Genomic DNA, 22,522 nt, shown 5'->3' on the forward strand with positions numbered 1-22,522 from the left:
GGGAGCAGCAGTCACGCAACCAGGGCCACCGCCGTCACCGCCAGGGCCGCGTACACCGCGACCGCCACCCGCAGGCCGAAGCGCAGCAGGGCGTGCTCCGCGACGCCCGCGCCCTTCACGCGGTCGCCCGCCACGGCCAGGACCAGCATGATCATCGGCAACGAGGTGAAGACGGCGTGACCCGCCGCGCTGTTCTGCAGGGCCGCGAACCACACGTCCAGGCCGCTCGGGGCGAGCTGCTCCTGCAGCGGCATCATCAGCGCGTTGCCGCCGACGTTGGAGCCGGTGAGGAAGCCGCTGAGCATGCCGAGCGCGGGCGCGGCCAGCGCGATGACCAGCGGTGGCGCCGTGGCGACCGCCGCGCCCAGCTGCTCGATCATGCCGCTGTCCGCCATCAGCCGGCCGAGCACGACGAAACCGGTCAGGGCCAGCAGCGGACGTCCGACGCGAGCCAGCGCGGCTCGGGCATCCGGGGCGTGCGGGCGGCCGCGGTCCAGCAGCAGGGCGGCGGCCAGCAGCGGAAGGCACGGCGAGGACAGCAGCGCGAAGCTCGCGGTGCCCGCGTGCAGCTCCAGGAGAGGAACTCCCGCCGCCGTCGCCGCGCGGGTGAGGACGATGCCGCCGAGGACGAGGCCGTAGGCCTGCAGGACCGCCCGCGGCGGCAGCAGCCGACCGCCCGGCTCGGTGCGGCGAACCGCACACACCACCAGCCCGATCGCCGTGGTCAGCAGCCCGGCCAGCACGCCCGCCGGCTGGACCACGCCCGCCAGGTTGAGCCCCAGCAAACCGAGCGAGAGAGACCCACCCGCGAGCACCGCCGCGATGGCGGCGCGGAGCCGTCGCTGCGGGCGGGCCAACAGCGCCGCCCATACGGTGACCAGCGGGAAGACCAGGCAGCTGGTGACCGCGGTGGCGGTGCCCAGGACTGCCGCGTCCGTGCCTGCCAGCGCGGCGCCGATGACGGTCGCGAGCCCGAGGGTGCCCCACGGCATGATGTTCATGCCGAGCATGGCCTGCCGCAGCGCGGTCCCGGGCGGCGCGAGGGCGAGCAGTACCGGCACGGTGACCAGCAGGGACACCCCGAAGCCGGTGAGCGCCTCCACCGTGGGGGCGATGCCCGCCACCACGAGGGCGATCTTCGCCGGGCCGGGCAGCGGCAGCCCGCGCACCCATTCCTGCAGGGATCGGTGCACGCCCCGGCGGGTGAGCACCTGGCTCAGGTAGACGCCGGGCAGCATGACCGCGGCGGCGTTGAGCACCAGCAGGCCGGCCCCGCCGGCCCCGTCGGTCAGCGCGTCGTCCGGCAGCGCGAAGTCCGGCAGCCACCAGGTCAGCAGCGCGGCCAGCACGGCGCCCGCGACCGCCGCCCAGTGCGCCGGCCGGCGCAGCATCGTGATCATTCCCAGCACCATGACGAGCGGGGACACCGCCATCGCCCACACCATCGTTCCGCCTTTCGCTCCGCACCGGCTCGGACCCAGCCTCGCGGCGCGACCGGCGGCGGTCTTGAACGAAAGTTCAGGGGCGGATCGCGCCGGGCGTGACCCCGAAGTACCGCTTGCAGACGCGGGTCAGGTGGGCCTGATCGGCGAAGCCCGTGGCGGCGGCGACCTCCGCGGGCCGCTGCCCGGCCAGCAGCAGCCGGCGGGCGCGGTTGGCGCGCAGCCGCAGCAGGTAGGCGTGCGGCGGCAGCCCGTACTCCCGGCGGAAGGCGGTGATGAGCGAGGCCCGCGGCATGCCGGCGGCGGCGCTGAGCTCCGCCACGGTGACGGGCTCGGTCCACCTGTCGTGCAGCAGCTGCCGGGCAAGCGCCGGGCCGCGGCGCCCGGCGGACGCGGGGGAGGCCGCCCGCCCGGCGCGGGCGTGCCGGTGCAGCACCGCACCCAGGCCGCCGAGCAGCAGGGACTCCGCGGTCAGCGGGTCGCCAGCGTGCTCCTGCTCCCGGTGAACGCGGCGCAGCCGGTCGAACAGCGCGGCGTCCCGCACGGCGGTGTCGGGGAACCAGACGTCACCGGTGCCGAGGTGCTCGCGGGCCAGTTCGGCGACCATCGCGGTGTCGAAGTAGAACATCCGGTACCGCCAGCCGGATTCGTCGGCGGCGAAGCCGGTGTGCACCTGACCCGGGTTCAAGACGACCAGCTGCCCGGCCGGGATCACCACCTTGCCGCCCGCCATGTGCAGCCCCTCCGCGCCCTGCTCGATGACGCCGACGGCGAGTTGCTCGTGGCTGTGCCGGTCGAAGGCGAAGCGCTGGAAGCGGGCGGCCAGCAGCTCCACCTGCGAACCGCCGGGCGCGGCCCACAGCCGCGCGTGCTCGCCTTCCGCGGTCAGCTCTGGCTCTGGCGGCGGGCGACCCAGGCCGCGGCCTGGGTGCGGCGCTCCATGCCGAGCTTCGCCAGCACCGAGGTCACGTAGTTCTTCACCGTCTTCTCCGCCAGGAACAGCCGCTCGGCGATCTGCCGGTTCGTCAGCCCCTCGCCGATCAGCTCCAGCACCTTGCGCTCCCGCTCGGTCAGCGCCGCGAGCTCGTCCGGTTCGGGGCTGGTGGACTTGCGCAGCCTGTCCAGCACCCGGCCGGTGGTGACCGGGTCCAGCAGCGACCGCCCGGCCGCGACCTCGCGCACCGCGTTGACCAGGTCCTGCCCGCGCACCTGCTTCAGCAGGTAGCCGGACGCCCCGGCGTTGATCGCGCCGACCAGCGCGCTCTCGTCGTCGAAGGCGGTGAGCACGAGGCAGTACGGCGGTTCGGGCAGGGCGCGCAGCTTGCGGCACAGCTCCAGGCCGTCGCCGTCGGGCAGCCGCATGTCGATGACCGCGACGTCGGGCCCGGTCGCCTGCGCTCGCACCAGGGCTTCGCCGACGCCGCCGGCCTCCGCCACGATCTCGACGTCGTCCTCGGTGTCCAGCAGGTCGCGGAGCCCGCGCCGGACCACCTCATGATCATCGACTAGCAGGACCCTCACTGGCACGCACCCCACGCTACGTACGTGCTCGGCGAGAGGTGAGCTGAGGGTTGCCTGACAAACCGGGAATTCGCGGCTACTTCTTGCCCTTCTTCGCGCCCTTGATCGCGCCGACGGTCTGGTGGGTGTGCGCGGAGACCTTGCGCGCGCGGCGCTTGGCCCGGTAGCCGACGGACGGCTTGCCGCCGGTGTCGACCGCGGTGATCAGCAGCCCGCCGAGCAGCCCGACGTTCTTGAGGAAGTGGATCTGCTGGTTGGCGCGTTCCTGCGGGTCGTCGATCTCCCAGAACGCGTGCGCGGCCAGCGTCGTGGGCACGGCGCTCCCGGCGAGCAGCAGCGCGGCCAGCCGGGGGAACCTGCCGATCGCCAGCAGGGTCCCGGCGCCGATCTTCACCGCCCCGTCGATGCGCACCAGCGTTTCCGGATCGGTCGGGAAGTGCTCGGGAAGCGAGTCCTTGAGCGGTGCCGTCGTCTTCTCCAACAGCGGCGCGGCGGCCTTCGCGTGGCTCGGCGCATCGCGCAACGCCCCGATCCCGCCGTAGATGAAGATCGCGGCGAGCATCGGCCGGGCCAAACGGCGAATGAGCATCTGGGACCTCCTGGGTGGTCGGCCGGTGCGCCCGACGGTACTCACTCGGATCGCGCTCCGCCTGATCGTCCGCACCGCCGGGCGAATCACTGGGGACCGGCTCGTCAGAGCTGCTCGACGCGGGCGAAGACCTCGTCCCACGCCGCGGCGACCTGCCGCGCGCACAGCTCCGGCGACACCCCGCCGACGCCGGTGCCCAGGCCGGGCATCGCGACGGACCGGGCCACGTGCCGGACCGGCGTGCCGTTCTCCAGCACCGCGCTCGCCCAGAGCCGCAGCACGGCCCGCGCCGCGAGGTACGGGTGCACCGTGTCGGCGGGCAGCCGCTCGCCGGGTTCCCGCATGGTGGGAGCGCTGATCAGCCAGATCGGGTTCGGGGCGCCGGTGGGCACCAGCAACGCCTCGCCGACCGGCAGCTCGCCGCCGTGGTAGGCCAGCACCGCGCTGCGGACCTGCTCCTCCACCTCGGGGAAGGTGCGGGCGTACACCGCGTCGATGCCACCGCGCATCCAGCCGTAAGAGTTCGCCGGGCTCACCACCGCGTCGACCTGCAGGTCGAGGACCGATCCCTGGTGCACGGAGAGGCCGGCTCGGCTGTCGGCGATGTCGTGCCAGGCGGCGGCCAGCGGCTCGTCCAGCGCGCAGAGGACGAGCTGCAGCTCCGGCTTCGCTCCATCCGCTGAGCGCCCCGAATCTGCGGTCACGCCCCACAGCATCGCAGGAATGCACGGCGCGGTGGCATCGGGTAGGTCACACCTGGCGCCGATTCCGGCCGCCGGTCCCTCGGGTGCCGCAGGACGCGGAAGGCCGACGCGATCCAGCCGCGCATCCGGACGATCGTCGGGTACGTCTTCCGGGGGTCTCGGTTGCGCCATCGGAACCTGCCCGCGTGCCGGGGACGTCTCCTCTTAGTCTGGGCGGGTGCCACAAATCGCGTATCTCGGCCCGCCGGGCACCTTCACCGAACAGGCCACCCGGCAGTTGACCGGTGGTTTCGACGCCGAACTCGTGCCCTTCGAGACCGTGCCGCTGGCGCTGGCCGCGGTGCGCGCCGGCGACGTGCTGGCCGCCGGGGTGCCGGTGGAGAACTCGGTCGAAGGCTCGGTGCCGGCCACGCTGGACGCGCTGACCACCGACGATCCGCTGGTCGCGGTGCAGGAGGCCGTGCTGCCGGTGCAGTTCGACCTGCTGGCCCGGCCCGGCATCGCGCTGTCCGAGATCGCCACCGTCGCGAGCCACCCGCACGCGCTCGCGCAGGTCCGCGGCTGGCTGGCCGAGAACCTGCCGGGCGCCAGCGTCCACGCCGCCAGCTCCACCGCCGCCGGGGCGGCCGCGGCGGCGGCCGGCGAGTTCGACGCGGCGATCTCCGCGCCGGTGGCCATCGAGCACTACCCGTCGCTGGTGCGGCTCGCCGGCGGCGTCGCCGACGTGCGCGACGCGGTCACCCGGTTCCTGCTGGTCCGCCGCCCCGGCGCGCTGCCGGAGCCCACCGGCGCGGACCGCACGTCGGTGTGCGCGGTGATCAGCGACGAGGTCGGCACGCTGGCCGACATGCTGGCCGAGCTGTCGCTGCGCGGCATCAACCTCAGCCGCATCGAGTCCCGGCCGCTGCGCGAGCGGTTCGGCGAGTACCGGTTCTTCCTCGACTTCGACGGGCACGTCGCGGACGCCCGGATCGGCGACGCGCTGGCCGCGCTGCACCGCCGCTGCAGCACCGTGTGGTTCCTCGGCTCCTACCCGAAGGCGGACCGCTCGCCGGCCGGCGTCCGCCCGTCGGCCTCGGAGCAGGCGTTCGAAGTCGCGGCGAAGTGGCTCGACGACGTCCGGGCGGGGCGGTTGGCATGACCGAGTTGCTGCTGGAAGCGCCGACCGGATTGCGCCTGATCCTCGCCCGCCACGGGCAAACGCCGGCCAACGTGGCGCACCTGCTCGACACGCTGCCGCCGGGCCCCGGCCTGACCGAGCTCGGCCAGCAGCAGGCGGCCCGGCTCGCCGAGCGGCTGGCCGACGAGAAGATCGTCTCGGTGCACGCGAGCCGCGCGGTGCGCGCGCAGCAGACGGCGCAGCCGCTGGCGCAACGGCACCGGCTGCCGCTTGAGGTCGTCGACGGAACGCACGAGGTCTACGTCGGCGAGCTGGAAGGCCGCGGCGACCAGGAGGCGCTGCAGATCTTCGACGACGTCTACGAGAGCTGGCACGCCGGGCGGCTCGACGTGCCGATGCCCGGCGGGGAAACCGGCCGCGAGGCGGTGACCCGGTTCGTTGAGGGGGCTCGCAACGCCATCGACGGAGCGGGTGACGGCGCGGTGGCGCTGGTCAGCCACGGCGCGATGCTGCGGCTCGCGGCGTGCGCCCTGGCGGCGAACGTCGACGGCGCCCATGCCAACGCGAGGTACCTGCCGAACACGGGCGTGATCGTCCTCGAAGCCGACCCCGACGCCCGGACGGGCTGGCGCTGCCTCTCCTGGGACGGCCTCGACGCGCCCTGATCCCAGTTTCAATTGAAACTGCAGGTCGGAACCCTGGAGGACCCGATGAACCAGTTTCAATTGAAACTGCGGTTTCCGAGGTCTCGGGTGTCCAGTTTCCATTTGGACATACATAAGTCAGGGCACCCACAGACCAGGGAGTCTCTGAGGTCCCGCTACCCGCACCGTCACGCAGAACGAGCCTGGGAACAGGCTTTTCAGCCCCAGCCGAGGGCGTGGAGCTTCTCGTCGTCGATGCCGAAGTGGTGTGCGATCTCATGCACCACCGTCACGGCCACCTCGTCGACCACTTCTTCCTCGTCCGCGCACATGTCCAGCAGGGGTTCGCGGTAGATCGTGATCCGGTCCGGCAGCACGCCGCTGTAGGTGCTGTCCCGCTCCGTCAGCGCGATGCCCTCGTACAGCCCGAGCAGCGATGGGTCCTCGGGGTTGGCGTCCTCCACCAGCACCACGACGTTGTTCATCGCCGCCGCGAACTCCGCGGGCAGCAGGTCGAGGGCGTCGCCCACGAGCTCCTCGAACCGAACGCGGGTCATCTCCACCGGCATGACCCCGTTCTACCGCACCCGGGCGTCAGCGGGGCTCGGTCGCGGGCACGCCCGGTTCGATCGGCGCGGTGTCCTTCTGCGCCGGTTCCCTGCCGACCTGCACCTGGCCCTTGACGCCGCCGGTCACCGGCGCGAGCCCGCTGCCGTCCGGCAGCTGCGCGCTGACCTTGCAGTTGACCTGCCGCGATCCGGCGTCCCAGCTCTCCGGCGCCAGCGTGTCCCAGTAGACGATCAGGCCCTTGTCCTTGGCGACGGTCGGGCCGCCCGCGTACTGGCCGGTCAGCTCCTCGCACCTGGTCGCCAGGAAGTCGTCCTGCGGCTTCTCCTCCGGGTAGCCGCCGGGGAACTGCTCGCCCAGGTCGACGAGGCCGGTGATCTCCACCGCGTGCGGCCGGGCGCAGTCCACCGGGTCCCACACGGCGGTGCCGTTGATGCCCAGGCAGCGGCCGACCGGGTAGGCGTTGGACTGGTCCGTGTTCGCCGCGCTGCCGGTGATCGGGTAGAGCTTGCCGGACGGCCCGGGCTGCTGGATGCCGCAGTGCAGCGTCCGGTCGGCGTTGCCCCAGCCCTCCTCGCTCGGGGTGAACGCGCCCACGTTGAACCTGCCGTGCGGGTCGAACCGGTTCGACAGGAACTGCTTCGACACCTCGGTGCAGTGCTGCTGCTTGAGCTGCTGCCACTGCTCGGTGTCCGGGAACGGGGCGGCGGGGCCGAACTCCTGGCCCAGCTCCGCGCTGCCGGTGACCTGGAAGAGGTGGGGCTCGTTGCAGGTGACCTTGCGGATGTCGGCGGCGTCGGGCTCGGTCCAGTTCAGGCAGTCGCCCGCGGCGGCCTCGAAGACCACCTCCGGCGCCGGTGCCGAGCCGATCCTGCCGGACCCGCCGACACCGGGTCCGCCGCCGGTCGGCCAGTTCAGCGCCGCGCTGACCACCAGGATCAGGAGGGCGCCGATGGCAGCCGAGATCATCACGAGCCGGGTGTTGGGCTTGTTCCGGCCTGGTTTGGGAGGGGAATCGGGGGCTGCCATCGATCACATGATGCCTCGCCGTGTGGCGGCGTGCGCGGCGCCATCGCAGATGTTCGGAACCGATTCGTTGCCGGACACGTCGCCACGGTAGGTAATGTTGCGTTCGGGAGTGGGGCTATGACGGAAGATGGCAAGCCAGTGGCAGACGACGACCGGCAGCAGTGGGGCGGGGGGAACCCGCCGGGCAACCCGGAGCAACCGGAGCAACCGGTGTCGCCCGAGTCGGCGGGGCACGGCCGGATCCGGTACCAGGACGAGAACACGACGCCGCGCGAGCCGACGCTGGCCGAGCAGCGCGCCCGCATCGCTGCGGAGAAGCGCCGCGAGGAGCAGCACAACGCCGAGTTGGCGGCCGCGGAGGCGAAGACGAAGAGGCGGCGCCGCCTCATGATCGGCGGCGGCGCGACGGTCGGCGTCGTGGCGCTGGTGGCCGCGATGTACTCCGCGTCGGAGATCAGCAACGAGGCCAACGCGTCCCAGGAGTACTGCGCCACGGACCAGTCGGGCCAGCCCGGAGTCCGCGACGAGGACCAGTTCTGCGACGAGAACTACGTGAACACGCACCAGGGCTACCACAGCGGCGGCATGTTCTTCATGCCGATCTTCCTGCCTGGTGGTGGGATCGGCGGCTACAACTCCTACCGGTACGCCTACACGCCCGCCGGTGTGTCGGCGCCGCCGGTCGGCTCGCCCGCGTCCGGGTCGTCGTTCACCAAGCCGTCCGGCTCGACGATCAAGGACAGCAGCGGCAAGACCATCCAGCGCGGTGGGTTCGGCATCAACAACAAGAGCGGCAGTAGCGGGAGCTGACGAGTGCGGCGCAGGACCACGGCACGACGACCGGACTGGCAGGCCAAGGTCGAGGAGCTCGGGCTCGTCTTCGGCACGCCCGCGCGCGCGGCCGACGGCTCGGCCCGGCCCTACTGGGACGAGGGCGTGCACTACGAGTTCAGCCTCGACGAGGTGCTCTCGCTGGAGGCCGACGTCGAGCTGCTGCACTCGATGTGCCTGGACGCCGTCGACCACGTCGTCACCACCGAGCGCTACAAGGACTTCGGCATCCCGGAGTGGGTCTGGCCGCACATCGCCGAGTCCTGGAAGCGCCACGACCCGCACCTGTACGGCCGGTTCGACCTGCGCTACGACGGCACCGGCCCGGCGAAGCTGCTGGAGTACAACGCCGACACCCCGACGTCGCTGCTGGAGGCGGCGGTCGTGCAGTGGCACTGGCTGACCGAGTGCCACGAGGGCGACGACCAGTGGAACTCCATCCACGAGAAGCTCGTCGAGCGCTGGGGCGAGATCAAGGAGCAGCTGGCCACCAACGAGGCGCACTTCACCTGGTCGTCCGCCGACGTCACCGGTGAGGACAACATCACCGCGGCCTACCTGCAGGAGACCGCCGCGGAGGCCGGGCTGGACACCGTCGGCCTGCCCATCGAGGAGATCGGCTGGGACAGCCTGCTGGAGCGCTTCGTCGACCTCGAAGAAGCGCCGATGAACTCCGTCGTCAAGATCTACCCCTGGGAGTGGATGGTCGACGACGACTTCGGCAAGCACGCCGTCAAGACGCTGCCGGCCACGCAGTGGGTCGAACCGCTGTGGAAGATGCTGCTGTCCAACAAGGCGCTGCTGGCGATCCTGTGGGAGATGCACCCGGGGCACCCGAACCTGCTGCCGACGTTCCTGGACCAGCCCGGGCTGCTCACGGAGTACGTGCGCAAGCCGCGCCTGGGCCGCGAGGGCAACAACATCCAGGTCGTCGCGCCGGGCTGGGAGACCGAGACCAGCGGCGTGTACGGCGAGGAGGGCTACGTCTACCAGGCGTTCGACCCGCTGCCGGAGTTCGACGGGATGCGCCCCGCGCTCGGTGCCTGGGTGGTCGGCGACTCCTCGGCGGGCCTGGGCATCCGCGAGACGGCGGGCCTGATCACCGACGACGGCGCGGCCTTCGTCCCGCACCGCATCCCCGGCACCGCCTGACACCTACGAGCCTCGCGACCCGCAGGATCGGCTTCCCTGTTTCGCCTGAAATCGGGTGCCTCGCGCCCGTGCGCGCAGGCGACGGCGCTGAGCGCACCCTGCGGGTCGGTACGTCGGCGGTGCGGACTACGCTGACCAGCTGTGATCGACCTGAAGACGCTACGCGATGATCCGGAAGCGGTGCGCGCTTCGCAGCGCGCGCGAGGAGAGGACGCGTCCCTGGTGGATGCGCTGCTGTCCGCCGACGAGCGTCGCAGGTCCGCGGTGTCCCGGGCGGACAACCTGCGTGCGGAGCAGAAGCAGCTCGGCAAGCAGGTCGGCAAGGCCAAGGGCGAGGAGCGCGACGCCCTGCTGGCCCGCGCCAAGGAGCTCGCCGCCCAGGTCAAGGAGGCCGAGGCGGAGCAGTCGGCCGGTGACGAGGAGCTGCTGCGGGCCCAGAAGGCCGTCTCCAACATCGTCGAGCCCGACGTGCCGCCGGGCGGCGAGGACGACTACGCCGTGCTCAAGCACGTCGGCGTCCCGCGGGAGTTCGACTTCGAGATCAAGGACCACGTCGAGCTGGGCACCGCGATCGGCGCCTTCGACATGGAGCGCGGCGCGAAGGTCTCGGGCGCCCGGTTCTACTTCCTGACCGGCATCGGCGCGCAGCTGGAGCTGGCGCTGCTGAACATGGCCGCCGCGCAGGCCGCCGCCGCCGGTTTCACGCTGGTCGTGCCGCCGGTGCTGGTGCGCCCGGAGATCATGGAGGGCACCGGGTTCCTCGGCGCGCACGCCACCGAGGTGTACCGGCTGGAGGAGGACGACCTCTACCTGGTCGGCACCTCCGAGGTCCCGCTGGCCGGCTACCACGCGGGCGAGATCGTGGACTTCTCCGCCGGGCCGCTGCGCTACGCGGGCTGGTCGACGTGCTTCCGCCGGGAGGCCGGGTCCTACGGCCGGGACACCCGCGGCATCATCCGCGTGCACCAGTTCAACAAGCTGGAGATGTTCGTCTACTGCCGGGAGGACGAGGCCCGCGACGAGCACGAGCGGCTGCTGGCGTGGGAAGAGGAGATGCTCGCCAAGATCGAGGTGCCCTACCGGGTGATCGACACGGCGGCGGGGGATCTCGGTGCCAGCGCGGCCCGCAAGTACGACTGCGAGGCGTGGGTGCCGAGCCAGCAGACGTACCGCGAGCTGACCTCGACGTCGAACTGCACCACGTTCCAGGCGCGGCGGCTGAACACCCGCTATCGCGACGAGGACGGCCGCCCGCAGATCGCCGCCACCCTCAACGGCACCCTGGCGACGACCCGCTGGATCGTCGCGATCCTGGAGAACCACCAGCAGCCGGACGGCTCGGTGCGAGTGCCCGAAGCGCTGCGCCCGTTCCTCGGCGGCCGCGAGGTCATCGAACCCAAGTGATCGACCACGGGCAGGGCCGCAGTTTCAATTGAAACCGTGGCCCTGCCCGTGTCCGGTCCACAGTTTCAACTGAAACTGCCGAAAACCGGTGACCAGCGGCGTCATGCCGCCTTGGTGATCTCCGCGGCGAGGCCGCGGTCCAGCGTCGCCCGCACCAAGGCCGCCGCCAGGCGGGCGAGATCGGGCCCCTCGACGAGCTTCGCGAGCTTGTCCGGATGGGTCGGCAGGCCCAGCTTCTCCGCGCCCGCCAACGCCTTCTTGTCGAAGAACGGCCGGAGTTCCGGCCACACCAGCTGCGCTTCGCGGCAGAAAATGTCCGCGCCCACCGGGCCGAGCCTGGGCAGCTCGGTGAGCTTCTCCTGCAGCACGTCGATGTCCCCGTCCGCCTTCGCCCGGATCCGCCGCAGGTCCCCGTGGTACTGGTCGATCAGCAGCTGCGCACCCTTGCCGAGCGCCGTGGCGGTGCTCTCGTCGTACCGCGCGTAGTGCCCGCGGTCGAGCGCGTCGACGCGCTGCTGCCAGGTCGCGTCGCACATCTTCTGCGGCGTCCCGAACTCCGCGAGTTCCCGCGCGGCCGACACCGCCAGCTCGGCCTTGATCCGGGTGGACAACAGCACCGCCAGCACCAGCAGCCGGTACAGCGGGGCCGGCTTGTTCGCCAGCGAGATCCCGGCCTGGGCGGCGTAGGTGGTGCCCGCCTCGTCCAGCAGGCGTTGCACGACGTTCTTGGCCGACATCGTCACCACCTCCTGCCGCGCAAGGCCTACCCGGCGACCGTCGAGGGCACACCTGCCATCACGGCGAACCCGCGGTGCCCGACTTATGGTGGGGGCGTGTCGGACATTCCTTCGCAGGCCCGCGCCCTGGCCGGTCTCGGCGACCGGATCCGCCGGCTGCGGGCGGCGCACGGGCTGGACCAGGCGCACCTGGCGGAGCGGGCCGGCCTGGGCGTGGCTCTGCTGGGGAACGTGGAGCGCGGTGACGCGACGCCGTCCCTGGACGTGCTGGCCCAGCTGGCGACCGCGCTGGGCGTCGGGCTGTCCGAGCTGTTCACCGACAACAAGCCGGGGCCGGCGGTGATGGTGTTGCGCGACGACGAGGCACCGACGGTCGACGCCGACGGCATGGCCTTGCAGGTGCTGACGCCGCGCGCGGTGATCCCCGGGCTCTACGCCGCCCGCTACCGGATTTCGCCGTCCAGCGAGGGAGTGCGGCCGGTCCGGCACGAGGGCCACGACTGGCTCTACGTGCTCAGCGGGCAGCTGCACGTCGAGTTCGACCAGGGGACGACGACCCTGCGGGCCGGCGACAGCGTCAGCTTCAGCTCCCGGGTCCCGCACCGGCTCTCGGCTCTCGGCGACGAGCCCGCGGAGTTCCTCGCGGTCGGGGCGACGCTGCAGACGTCGCCTCGCGGCGAAGCTTGATCACTCCGGGCCCCAGGACTTCCGGTCCTTGATCCCGCCCGGAACCCAGGTCCTCATACGTTGAACTCCAGCATGCCTGACCCAGGACGTGCTCGGGTCGTCACGGGGAGGTCACAGCTCGGGGAGGACCTCCGAGGCGATCTCCTCGACGGTGGACTCCTTGCCCGCGTAGGGCTCGTCGGCCCGCGGCCAATGCGTGATGACGTCGGTGAAGCCGAGCTCGGCGGCCCGGCCGACCACGTCCCGGAAGTGGTCCACACTGGACATCGAGTACACCGGACCGGCGTCCACCTGCAGGTACCGGTCGACCTTCGCCGGGTCCCGGCCCTGCTCGGCGAGCACCTCGGCGAACCGCAGCGACAGCTCCCCGACCGACCGCCACCAGGCCTCCGGGTCGTCGGCCTCCCGCCCGGTGGTCACCCAGCCCTGGCCGTACCGGGCCGCCAGCCGCATCGACCGCGGCCCGTTGGCGGCGATCACGAACGGCATCCGGGGCAGCTGCACGCAGCCGGGCGCCCGGTGGGCCTGGACGGCCGTGTAGTACTCGCCGGAGTGGTCGGTGCAGTCGCGGGTGAGGATCTGGTCGAGCAGCTCGACGAACTCGGTGAACCGGTCGACGCGCTGCCCGGCGGTCAGCTCGGGGTGGCCCAGCACGTGCGCGTCGAAGCCGACGCCACCGGCGCCGATGCCCAGGGTGATGCGGCCGTCGGCGATGTCGTCCAGCGCGGTCAGCTCCCGCGCGAAGTGCGCGGGGTGCCGGAAGTTCGGCGACGCGACCAGGGTGCCCAGCCGGATCGTCGAGGTGACCGTGGCGGCCGCGGTCAGCGTCGGAACCGCGTCGAACCACGGCTTGTCCACAAGGGACCGCCAACCGAGGTGGTCGTAGGTCCACGCGTGGGCGAAGCCGTACTCCTCGGCCATCCGCCACAGCGGCTCGGCGGCCCACCACCGGTGTTCGGGCAAAATCACGATCCCAACTCGCACGCCGTCGACCGTACTGGTACCGCCCCGCCCTTATCGACCCGATCAGGTGATGCGGAAACGTGGCCCGGGTCGCGGCGGCGGGTCCTCGACTCCTGGGCGGCGACCGGGACCAGGCAGGATGGCGGCGTGCGCAAACCTGGCCTGGTGGCATCGGACGTGGACGGAACCCTGCTCGACCCGATGGAGCGGGTGAGCCCGCGAACCGCGCGGACGGTGCAGCGGGTGGTGGCGTCGGGAACGCCGTTCGTCCTGGTCACGGGGCGTCCGCCGCGCTGGGTGCCGATGGTGGTCGAAGGCCTGGGCGTGTCCGGGGTGACGGTGTGCGCGAACGGCGCGGTGCTCTACGACGCGGCCGCCGACCGGGTGCTGCAAAGCCACGTGATCGACCCGGTGCTGCTGCACGACGTGGCCCGCGAGCTCCGGCACGAGCTGCCGAGCTGCGCCTTCGCGGTGGAGCGGACCACCGACAGGGCGCGGGACCGACTGCACGAGCAGTTCCTCGCCGAGGTGGGCTTCCGCCGGGCGTGGCCGAATTCGGACATCCGGGTGGCCGGCACCGACGAGCTGACCGGCAAGCCGGCGGTGAAGCTGCTGGTCCTGCACGAGCACATGACCAGCGCGGAGATGGCCGCGGCGGCGGGCGAGGTGCTGGGCTCGCAGCTGCAGCTGACCTACTCGACCACGGCGGGCCTGATCGAGCTGTCGGCGCCGGGCGTGGACAAGGCGACGGGGCTGGCGGCGGTGGCCGAGGAGCTCGGCGTGGCCCAGGCGGACGTGATCGCCTTCGGCGACATGCCCAACGACGTGCCGATGCTGGAGTGGGCGGGCCACGGCGTGGCGATGCGCAACGCCCACAAGGAGGCCCTGGCGGCGGCCGACGAGGTCACGATCACCAACGCCGAGGACGGCGTCGCGCACGTCCTCGACCGCTGGTGGTGACCGCAGTTTCACTGAGGTTTTTCCAACCTCGTTTTGCGTGGCGGTGCGGGTAGCGGAACCTCAGAGGCTCCCTGGACTGTGGGGGCCCTGACTTATGTATGTCCAATACACGGCGGAGGGGCCGTCCTCGCCGAGGGAACCCCGGAGGGGTGGGCACCGTGAACCCGCGGCGGTGCGAGTGTCGTAGGTGGGTTATGCGCCTGCGGCGCATGCGGCACCTCATCGACGTGCAGCTTTATGGACCCGCGGTTGCGGGCCGACCAGGATGAAAAACGCTCAATTGGAACTGCGGTCACGGGGTCGCGGGGTCACGGCCGGTGGTCGCGTTGCATGGCCGTCGCGCGGGCGCGGATCTCGTCGAGCTGCTCGTAGCCGCGCTGACCCGGGCAGGCCGTCCTGCTGACGTCGCGGTGGCCGAAGATCGTCGGTAGCGGGACCGTCGCACCGGCCGGGAAGTGCGAGTTGTTGGCGGGCCCCGCGATCAGCTCGGTGCGGCCGTCCGCGGCCACCCGCGCCGTGCCCAGCCTCCACGCGCTGATCGCCGCGACCGACTCGACGGTGTCGGGGGACGGCACGACGCGGTCGTAGTTGCCCATCATCGACACGCCGAACGTGCCTTGGTTGAAGCCCCGCGCGTGCCCGCCGACGATGGCGTCGCGCAGCCCGCCCGCGCGGCCCTCGAAGATCGTGCCGCACTTGTCGACCAGCGCGTGGTAGCCGATGTCGCCCCACTTCAGCTCGACGGCGTGGTAGCGGTAGATCGCCCGCACGATGGCGGCCGACTCGCGGCAGCCGTAGTCGTTGGTCCCGGCGGTGTGGTGCACCACCACGGCCTTGGTCTCGGTGCGCTCCGGCGGCCAGGTCATCTGGCCTTCGTCGGCGCCCCACTGCGCGCGGCCGACGACCGGCGGCTGGCCGGGAGCGTTCGATCGAGGCGCCGCGGCCGGTGCCGTGCCCGGGTCGATCGCGACGAGCTCCAGATCACCGGTCACGTCGACGCCGCCCCGGCTGGCCCGCACCTGCGCGGTGTCGGCGCGGCCGGTCCACAGTGGTTCGCTGCCCTGCAGGGTGGCGCGGTCGGGAGCCGAGTCGATCGGCTCCAGCGCCGTCCACGGGGTCCAGCCGGAACCGGTCCGGGTGCGCACCTCGATGTGCTCCGGCGCCGGCCCGCGCCAGGTCAGTCCGACCAGGTCGAAAGCGCGGTCGGCGTGCACCTCCCGCGTCGCGTCGCGGGTCAGCGGCGCGTCGCGCAACGCGATCCGGGTGCTGGTGGTCTCGGGGGGCTCCGCCGAGGCGGGCAGAGCGGTGGAGGCGAGCAGCAGTGCGATCGGAACGCTCAACCGGAGACGCATGGTCGATACCTCGCTTCCGCACGGCGATCTGGGCTGTGCGAGGCGAGTATGCGGTGGGCACCGATCAGCCGCCGCTCCAACTGCTCTGGACGAGTGACCACCCTCCGCGTCCGATGTGGACAACTCCCGCAATTTCAATGGAAATCAGATCTTCGATTTCCATTGAAATTGCGGGACATCGGCGTGTCGGGACACGACACGCCGGAGGATGTGGACAACTTCTACGGTTTCAATGGAAATCGGATCTTCGATTTCAATGGAAGTTGCGGGGCGTCCGGGGGCGGGCGGAAGCGGAGGTAGGCGACCGCGGCGGCGATCAGGAAACCGATGCCGATCAGCGTGTAGGCGTTGCCGACGATCTGCTGCGCGAACGTCCAGTCCAGCTCGCGGTCCTCGGTGTTCGGCAGGTACCACTGCGGACCGACGAGCACCGTCAGCGCGCACAACCCGACCGCGAGCAGCACGCCGTACCAGCGGTGCCGCAGCGACATCGCGAACAGCAGCGCCAGCGCCGGCCCGGCCCAGACCCAGTGGTGCGACCAGGAGATCGGCGAAACCAGCAGCACCAGCACGGCGTTGAGCACCAGCGCCAGCGGCACGTTGTCCATCCGCAGCGCGTACCGCATGCCGAGGACCGCCAGCACGAGCAGCAGCACCGAACCGAGCAGCCACAGCGAGTTCAGCTCGAACCCGGTCAGCGACTGCTTCGCCAGCAGGCTCCGCAGCGTGAGGTTTCCGGCGTAGACGGTGCCGAAGGAGTCCCCCGTGGACAGCATCTTGTCCAGCCACCAGTCGGCCGAGTCCTTCGGCGCGGCGATCCACCCGATCAGCACGGTGGCGGCGAAGGTGGCGCCGGTCACGGCCATCGCCCGGTAGTCCCGGCGCAGCAGGAACAGCAGCAGGAAACCCAGCGGTGTGAGCTTGATCGCCGCCGCGATGCCCACCAGCAGCCCGCGCGGCCACCGGGTGCGCGGCAGCAGGCAGTCGGCCGCGACCAGCGCCATCAGCACCAGGTTGATCTGCCCGTAGTTGATCGTCTCGCGGGACGGCTCGATCAGCGTGAACCACGGCATCAGCACCGCCGTGGCCACCGCGACCTGCCCGGCGCGCGGCGCGAGGTAGCTGGACGAGCGGGCCAGCGAGTAGGCGGTGACGAGGATCGAGATGTGCGACAGCACCGCCACCAGCACCACCGCGCCGTCCACCGACAGCCAGGTCAGCGGGATGAACAGCAGCGCCGCGAACGGCGGGTAGATGAACGGCAACGTGCCGTAGTCCGGCGTCTCCGGCGTCAGGTCGGCGCCGTACACCTGGTAACCGTTCAGCCACGCGCGGGCACCGAGCCGGTAGATCTCGGTGTCCATGTAGCCGCGGGTGTCGATCCAGTGCACGAACCAGATCGCGAGGATCTCGACGATCACCGCCGCGACCAGCAGTACCCGCCCATCACGTGCGCGTGCCAAAACCGATGCTCACCGCCCCCTGGAATGCGGCGCGGCGCACTCGCGTCGCGCCGGGCGCGATGTTATCGAAGGCACGACACGCCGGTCGGGTCGCCTGACGAGTAATAACATTCGGGAATAGCTGCGAACGGTACTGCCGGAATCACCCGCTGTTGTGAAAAATGCCTGATCAAGGGCGAAAATGCGTCCCGCAGAAGCGATATCGACACGCCCTGTAGCCATGCGTAGCCTGGAACGTCAACGCGGTTTCGGGCCGGTGGTTCGTCCCCGCTACCCTCGACGGCTGTGAGCTTCGCAGGCTATGACCTGATCGTTGTTGGTTCCGGATTCTTCGGCCTCACGATCGCAGAGCGCGCCGCCACCCAGCTGGACAAGCGGGTGCTGGTGCTGGACCGACGTGACCACATCGGCGGCAACGCCTACTCGGAGGCGGAGCCCGAAACGGGTATCGAGGTGCACCGCTACGGTGCGCACCTCTTCCACACCTCGAACAAACGCGTGTGGGACTACGTGAACCAGTTCACCGAGTTCACGGACTATCAGCACCGGGTGTTCACCAAGTACCAGGGGCAGATTTACTCGTTCCCGATGAACTTGGGCCTGTTGGGCCAGTTCTTCGGCCGCTCGTTCACCCCGGACGAGGCCAAGGCGCTGGTCGCCGAGCAGGCGTCCGAGATCAACACGGCGGACGCGCAGAACCTGGAGGAGAAGGCCATCTCGCTGATCGGCCGCCCGCTGTACGAGGCGTTCGTGCGCGGGTACACGGCCAAGCAGTGGCAGACCGACCCCAAGGAACTGCCCGCGGCCGTCATCAGCCGCCTGCCGGTCCGCTACAACTTCAACAACCGGTACTTCAACGACAGCTTCGAGGGCCTGCCGGTCGACGGCTACACGGCCTGGCTGCAGAAGATGGCCGACCACCCGAACATCGAGGTCCGGGTGAGCACCGACTTCTTCGACGTGCGCGCCGAGCTGCCCGCCGACGTGCCGGTCGTCTTCACCGGCCCGCTGGACCGCTACTTCGACTACGTCGAGGGTGAGCTGGGCTGGCGCACCCTGGACTTCGAGACCGAGGTCGTGCCGACCGGGGACTTCCAGGGCACGTCGGTGATGAACTACGCCGACCAGGAAGTCCCGTACACCCGGATCCACGAGTTCCGGCACTTCCACCCGGAGCGCGACTACTACCCGAAGGACAAGACGGTCGTCGTCCGCGAGTACTCGCGGGCCGCGGAGAGCGGCGACGAACCGTACTACCCGATCAACACCCCGGAGGACCGGCGCAAGCTGGAGGCCTACCGCGAGCTGGCCAAGAAGGAGGCCAAGGAGCGGAAGGTCGTCTTCGGCGGGCGGCTCGGGACCTACAAGTACCTGGACATGCACATGGCCATCGGTTCGGCGCTGAGCATGTTCGACAACAAGATCGCCCCGTACTTCACCGAGGGGCGCTCGCTGGACGGCTCGCTGGAGGACTGACGTGACCGACCGGACCCCTCGAGAGGACCGTGCCGCCGCCGCGGGCGAGAGCAAGCTCAGCGACGTGACGTCGGTGCGCACCGGGACCGCCGACGTGGCGGCCGAGCAGGTGCTGCAGCGCGTCGTGTTCCCGCGCGGCGAGGACCCGCTGGACGTGCGCCCGCTGTACCTCGACGAGCCCACGGCGCTGAACAGCTCCGCGACCGTCGTGTCGCGCCGCCGCCTGGTGGTGCCCGCGAACAGCAAGATCTCCCTGGCCTCCTACTTCAACGCCTTCCCGGCCAGCTACTGGAAGCGTTGGACCAAGGTCGACGAGGTCGTGCTGCGGCTGAAGGTCAAGGGGGCCGGTCGGCTCGACGTCTACCGCTCGAAGGCCAACGGCGACAGCGTCCACCTGCAGGGCAGCCCGGTCGACAGCCCGGACTGGACCTCGCTGGAGTTCCGGGTGGCGCTGACGCCGTTCGAGGACGGCGGCTGGATCTGGTTCGACCTGTTCACCAACGACGCCGCGCTGGAGATCGACGAGGCGGCGTGGACCACCGACGTGCCGCTGCCCAAGCAGAAGGTGCTGATCGGCACCACCACGATCCGGCCCGCCGACTGCGTGCTCGCCCTGCAGACGCTGGGTGAGGACCCGGACGTGATGGCCGTCGTGGAGCGGGTCGTGGTGGCCGACCAGGGCCCGCAGAAGATTCGCGACACCGAGGGCTTCGACGAGGCAGCCCGCCGGATCGGCGACAAGCTGCACGTCATCGAGCAGGACAACCTCGGCGGCTCCGGCGGCTTCACCCGCGTCATGTACGAGGGCGTGCACAACTCGGACGCCGAGCAGGTCATGGTCATCGACGACGACATCGCGCTGGAGCCCGACGGCGTGCTCCGCGCGAACGCGTTCGCGCGCGCGGCGTCGAACCCGGTGATCGTCGGCGGCCAGATGCTGAACCTGCAGGCCCGCTCGCGGCTGCACACCATGGGCGAGGTCGTCGACCTCGCGCAGGGCATCTGGCGGTCCGCGCCGGGCGCGGTCACCGACCACGACTTCGCCAAGAAGACGCTGCGCAAGACGGCCAAGCTGCACCAGCGCATCCACTCCACCTACAACGGCTGGTGGATGTGCCTGTTCCCGCGCGAGGTCATCGAGCGCACCGGGCTGCCGCTGCCGCTGTTCATCAAGCACGACGACTCCGAGTACTCGCTGCGCGCGGGCGGGCACGGGTTCCCGACGGTGACGCTGCCGGGCGCTGCGATCTGGCACATGCCGTGGACCGACAAGAACGACGCCACGGACTGGACCGCGTACTTCCACACCCGCAACCGGCTGATCCTGGCCGCGCTGCACAGCCCGGAGGAAGTCAAGTCCAACATCGTCAAGCAGGGCCTGAAGCTCACGCTCCGGCACCTGCTGTCGATGGAGTACTCCACGGTCGCGGTGCAGCAGAAGGCGATCGAGGACTTCATGGCCGGCCCGGACGGGCTGTTCGAGACGCTGCGCACGGCGTTGCCGGAGGTCCGCGAGCTGCGCAAGGACTACGACGACGCCAAGACGCTGCCGTCGGCCCGCGAGTTCCCGCCGCCGTCGGCGGACCCGATCATGGCCGAGGGCCTGCTCAAGCCGCCGGTGAACCCGGCGGTGATCGCGGCCCGCGCGTCCAAGGCGCTGCTGCACAACCTCAAGGAGCCGACGAAGGCGGCTTCCGACAGGCCCCAGCTGAACGTGCCCGCTGCCGCCGCCCGGTGGTTCCTGCTGGGCAACCTGGACAGCGCGACCGTGTCGAACGCCGACGGCAGCGGCGTGGCGTTCCGGCGCCGTGACCCGGAGGAGTTCCGCCGGCTTGGCCTGCGCGCGCTGGCGAACTACAAGCGACTGGCGCAGGAATGGGGCCGGCTGCGGTCGGCCTACCGCGCCGCGCTGCCCGAGCTGACCAGTGCGGAGTCCTGGAAACAGGTCTTCGACAAGAAGTGACCCCGACTCACCCGGAGACGATGTGGCAGAGCTGACGACGGCGACCGCCCCCGAAGAACTCGCTGAAGAGGCATCGGCGGCGGCGGTCACCCCCGAGACCGTCGCGCTGCGCAAGGTGCAGGGCGCGCTGGCGAAGCCGGCGGTGGTGAAGACCGCGCGGGCGATGTCGCTGTTCGGCGAGCACGCCGGCGGCTGGCTGGCCATCGGCGCGGTCGGCGCGCTGGTGGACCGCAAGCGCCGCGGCGAGTGGCTGACCGCCGCCGCCGGGGTCGCCGCCGCGCACGCGGCGTCGATCGCGGTGAAGCGAGTGGTGCGGCGCCGGCGGCCCGCCGACCCCGAGGTGCAGGTGCTCGTGGGCACGCCGAGCAAGCTGAGCTTCCCGTCCTCGCACGCGACGTCCACGACGGCCGCCGCGGTGCTCTACGGCGGGATGACGGGCAAGAAGCTGACCCCGGTGCTGGTGCCGCCGATGATGGTCAGCCGGCTTGTCCTGGGGGTTCATTATCCGAGCGATGTGGTCGCCGGCTCGGCGCTCGGCGGTGCCGTGGCGTGGGGCGTGCGGCGATTCATGAGACGGCGGAGGAACCGTGGCTGACAAGAACGAAACCGAGGTCGACACCGGGAAGCCCGATGCCTCGGCCGAGGCGGCAGGCAGCAACGGTGCCGCCGTCGGCGACGCGCTGCTGACCGGCGCCGAGAAGCCCGGCACCGACGAGTCCGACGCGGACGAGTCCGGTGCCGGCAAGGCCGCGAAGGCCAAGCTGGCCGAGGTCGAGGCGGACGCGGACGGCACGATCGGCGCCGAGTTCGGCGACGAGGTGCTGGAGGCCGCGCCGGTCAAGTCCGATGACATCAAGGACAAGTCCTCGGACGCCTACCACGCGAAGGTGACCGCGAAGGCGGGCACCACGGCGGGCCTGGTCACCGGCCTGATCAAGGAACTGCGCCCCAAGCAGTGGGTGAAGAACGTCCTGGTGCTGGCCGTGCCGTTCGCGGCGGGCGAGATCCTCAACCCGGGCGTGCTGTGGCACTCGGTCGTCGCGTTCATCGTGTTCTCGATGGCGGCGTCCGGCATCTACTTCGTCAACGACGCGATCGACGTCGAGGCGGACCGGCAGCACCCGACCAAGCGGAACCGCCCGATCGCCGCCGGTCTGATCCCGGTGCCGATCGCGTACGTGGTGTGCGTGCTGCTGCTCGGCGGCTCGCTGCTGATCTCGGCCGTGACCAGCATGCAGCTGTTCGCGGTGATGGCGGTCTACATCGCCGTGCAGCTGGGCTACTGCTTCGGCCTGAAGCACCAGCCGGTGATCGACCTGTGCATCGTGGCGTCCGGCTTCCTGCTGCGCGCCATCGCCGGTGGTGCCGCCGCGAACCTGGTCATCACGCAGTGGTTCTACCTGATCGTGGCGTTCGGTTCGCTGTTCATGGTGGCGGGCAAGCGCTACGCCGAGGTGAAGCTGGCGGCGGAGACCGGCGCGAAGATCCGCAAGTCGCTGAAGGCCTACTCGCCGTCGTACCTGCGGTTCGTGTGGGCGATCGCGGCGGCGATCACGATCATGTGCTACGCCCTGTGGGCGTACGCCATCCAGGAGGACGAGGCGTCCCGCTGGGGCTTGATCTCGATCATCCCGATGGTGATCGCGATCCTGCGGTACGCGGTGGACATCGACAAGGGCGTGGCCGGGGAGCCGGAGGAAGTGGTCCTGAAGGACAAGGTCCTGATGGTCCTCGGCGTGATCCTCGCCGGCTGCCTCTTCCTGGCGTTCTACCTGTAGCGAAGCACCACAACGGCGCCCCCGACCGAATCAGGTCGGGGGCGCCGCTGCATTTCGGCGCAACCCGCTGACCAGGGGCACCATCGGGTGAGTAGGGCACAATGGTCAAGTACCGGTACCTGGCCTGAGGAGGAGGGCGC

22 protein-coding genes are annotated in these 22,522 nt (G+C 70.9%); 11 read left to right on the forward strand and 11 right to left on the reverse strand.

What is annotated here, in order from left to right:
- Positions 1-11: 11 nt before the first annotated feature.
- From AC07FN_RS23195 to AC07FN_RS23215, 5 genes are all read right to left on the reverse strand, one after another.
- The gene (locus AC07FN_RS23195; RefSeq protein ID WP_478397502.1) at positions 12-1,433 is read right to left on the reverse strand and encodes an L-lactate permease; all 1,422 of its coding nucleotides are present in this window, start codon (positions 1,431-1,433) and stop codon (positions 12-14) included.
- An 85-nt stretch (positions 1,434-1,518) separates the two neighbouring features.
- The gene (locus tag AC07FN_RS23200; protein ID WP_478397503.1) at positions 1,519-2,277 is read right to left on the reverse strand and encodes an AraC family transcriptional regulator; all 759 of its coding nucleotides are present in this window, start codon (positions 2,275-2,277) and stop codon (positions 1,519-1,521) included.
- A 50-nt stretch (positions 2,278-2,327) separates the two neighbouring features.
- The gene (locus AC07FN_RS23205; protein ID WP_478397504.1) at positions 2,328-2,969 is read right to left on the reverse strand and encodes a response regulator; all 642 of its coding nucleotides are present in this window, start codon (positions 2,967-2,969) and stop codon (positions 2,328-2,330) included.
- A 70-nt stretch (positions 2,970-3,039) separates the two neighbouring features.
- Positions 3,040-3,552, reverse strand: coding sequence for a DoxX family protein (locus tag AC07FN_RS23210; RefSeq protein WP_478397505.1), 513 nt, complete (start codon positions 3,550-3,552; stop codon positions 3,040-3,042).
- A 104-nt stretch (positions 3,553-3,656) separates the two neighbouring features.
- Complete coding sequence (locus tag AC07FN_RS23215; RefSeq protein WP_358567929.1) at positions 3,657-4,268, reverse strand: macro domain-containing protein; 612 nt, start codon at positions 4,266-4,268, stop codon at positions 3,657-3,659.
- 205 nt (positions 4,269-4,473) lie between these two features.
- On the opposite strand from AC07FN_RS23215, the gene pheA reads away from it, so the two are divergent.
- Together pheA and AC07FN_RS23225 are read left to right on the forward strand one after the other, a co-directional pair.
- Entirely contained in the window at positions 4,474-5,397 is a 924-nt protein-coding gene (gene pheA, locus AC07FN_RS23220; protein ID WP_452613497.1) for a prephenate dehydratase, read from the forward strand.
- Complete coding sequence (locus AC07FN_RS23225) at positions 5,394-6,041, forward strand: histidine phosphatase family protein (RefSeq protein ID WP_452613498.1); 648 nt, start codon at positions 5,394-5,396, stop codon at positions 6,039-6,041. Before pheA ends, AC07FN_RS23225 begins: the two co-directional genes overlap by 4 nt.
- Positions 6,042-6,238: 197 nt before the next feature.
- Here the strand turns inward: AC07FN_RS23225 and AC07FN_RS23230 are convergent, their stop codons facing one another.
- On the reverse strand, positions 6,239-6,589 hold the full coding sequence (locus AC07FN_RS23230) for a metallopeptidase family protein (protein ID WP_132479255.1): 351 nt from the start codon (positions 6,587-6,589) through the stop codon (positions 6,239-6,241).
- 25 nt (positions 6,590-6,614) lie between these two features.
- Complete coding sequence (locus AC07FN_RS23235; RefSeq protein ID WP_478397506.1) at positions 6,615-7,616, reverse strand: septum formation family protein; 1,002 nt, start codon at positions 7,614-7,616, stop codon at positions 6,615-6,617.
- A gap of 117 nt (positions 7,617-7,733) precedes the next feature.
- Between AC07FN_RS23235 and AC07FN_RS23240 the strand changes: the two genes are divergently transcribed.
- From AC07FN_RS23240 to serS, 3 genes are all read left to right on the forward strand, one after another.
- Entirely contained in the window at positions 7,734-8,426 is a 693-nt protein-coding gene (locus AC07FN_RS23240; protein WP_478397507.1) for a hypothetical protein, read from the forward strand.
- A gap of 3 nt (positions 8,427-8,429) precedes the next feature.
- Positions 8,430-9,599 carry a glutathionylspermidine synthase family protein gene (locus AC07FN_RS23245; RefSeq protein WP_478397508.1) on the forward strand — a complete coding sequence of 390 codons (1,170 nt, stop codon included), beginning with the start codon at positions 8,430-8,432 and terminating at the stop codon, positions 9,597-9,599.
- A gap of 141 nt (positions 9,600-9,740) precedes the next feature.
- Positions 9,741-11,003, forward strand: a complete 1,263-nt coding sequence (gene serS / locus AC07FN_RS23250) for a serine--tRNA ligase (RefSeq protein WP_478397509.1) — start codon at positions 9,741-9,743, stop codon at positions 11,001-11,003.
- Between the two features lie 101 nt (positions 11,004-11,104).
- On the opposite strand, the gene AC07FN_RS23255 is transcribed toward serS, so the two are convergent.
- Positions 11,105-11,740: an endonuclease gene (locus AC07FN_RS23255; protein WP_478397510.1), complete on the reverse strand. Its 636-nt coding sequence runs from the start codon at positions 11,738-11,740 to the stop codon at positions 11,105-11,107.
- A 96-nt stretch (positions 11,741-11,836) separates the two neighbouring features.
- Here AC07FN_RS23255 and AC07FN_RS23260 point away from each other — a divergent pair, with 96 nt between their 5' ends.
- A complete protein-coding gene (locus AC07FN_RS23260) occupies positions 11,837-12,427 on the forward strand; it encodes a helix-turn-helix domain-containing protein (RefSeq protein ID WP_478397511.1) in 591 nt (196 codons plus the stop codon).
- Positions 12,428-12,538: 111 nt separating this feature from the next.
- On the opposite strand, the gene AC07FN_RS23265 is transcribed toward AC07FN_RS23260, so the two are convergent.
- Positions 12,539-13,411, reverse strand: coding sequence for an LLM class flavin-dependent oxidoreductase (locus tag AC07FN_RS23265; RefSeq protein ID WP_478397512.1), 873 nt, complete (start codon positions 13,409-13,411; stop codon positions 12,539-12,541).
- A 126-nt stretch (positions 13,412-13,537) separates the two neighbouring features.
- Here AC07FN_RS23265 and AC07FN_RS23270 point away from each other — a divergent pair, with 126 nt between their 5' ends.
- The gene (locus AC07FN_RS23270; protein ID WP_478397513.1) at positions 13,538-14,350 is read left to right on the forward strand and encodes an HAD family hydrolase; all 813 of its coding nucleotides are present in this window, start codon (positions 13,538-13,540) and stop codon (positions 14,348-14,350) included.
- 308 nt (positions 14,351-14,658) lie between these two features.
- On the opposite strand, the gene AC07FN_RS23275 is transcribed toward AC07FN_RS23270, so the two are convergent.
- Both AC07FN_RS23275 and AC07FN_RS23280 read right to left on the reverse strand, forming a co-directional pair.
- Positions 14,659-15,690 (reverse strand): peptidoglycan recognition protein family protein, encoded by a 1,032-nt coding sequence (locus AC07FN_RS23275; RefSeq protein WP_478397514.1) that lies wholly within the window; start codon positions 15,688-15,690, stop codon positions 14,659-14,661.
- A gap of 233 nt (positions 15,691-15,923) precedes the next feature.
- Positions 15,924-17,165, reverse strand: coding sequence for a glycosyltransferase 87 family protein (locus tag AC07FN_RS23280; RefSeq protein WP_478397515.1), 1,242 nt, complete (start codon positions 17,163-17,165; stop codon positions 15,924-15,926).
- A gap of 285 nt (positions 17,166-17,450) precedes the next feature.
- Between AC07FN_RS23280 and glf the strand changes: the two genes are divergently transcribed.
- The 4 genes from glf to AC07FN_RS23300 are packed head-to-tail and all read left to right on the forward strand — an operon-like array spanning position 17,451 to position 22,382.
- Complete coding sequence (glf, locus tag AC07FN_RS23285; protein WP_452613511.1) at positions 17,451-18,641, forward strand: UDP-galactopyranose mutase; 1,191 nt, start codon at positions 17,451-17,453, stop codon at positions 18,639-18,641.
- Position 18,642: 1 nt separating this feature from the next.
- The gene (locus AC07FN_RS23290) at positions 18,643-20,604 is read left to right on the forward strand and encodes a glycosyltransferase (protein WP_478397516.1); all 1,962 of its coding nucleotides are present in this window, start codon (positions 18,643-18,645) and stop codon (positions 20,602-20,604) included.
- 22 nt (positions 20,605-20,626) lie between these two features.
- A complete protein-coding gene (locus AC07FN_RS23295; RefSeq protein WP_397527406.1) occupies positions 20,627-21,199 on the forward strand; it encodes a phosphatase PAP2 family protein in 573 nt (190 codons plus the stop codon).
- Positions 21,192-22,382, forward strand: coding sequence for a decaprenyl-phosphate phosphoribosyltransferase (locus AC07FN_RS23300; protein WP_478397517.1), 1,191 nt, complete (start codon positions 21,192-21,194; stop codon positions 22,380-22,382). Before AC07FN_RS23295 ends, AC07FN_RS23300 begins: the two co-directional genes overlap by 8 nt.
- Positions 22,383-22,522: the final 140 nt, after the last annotated feature.

Source organism: Saccharopolyspora sp. NPDC045941 (genome assembly GCF_056431445.1).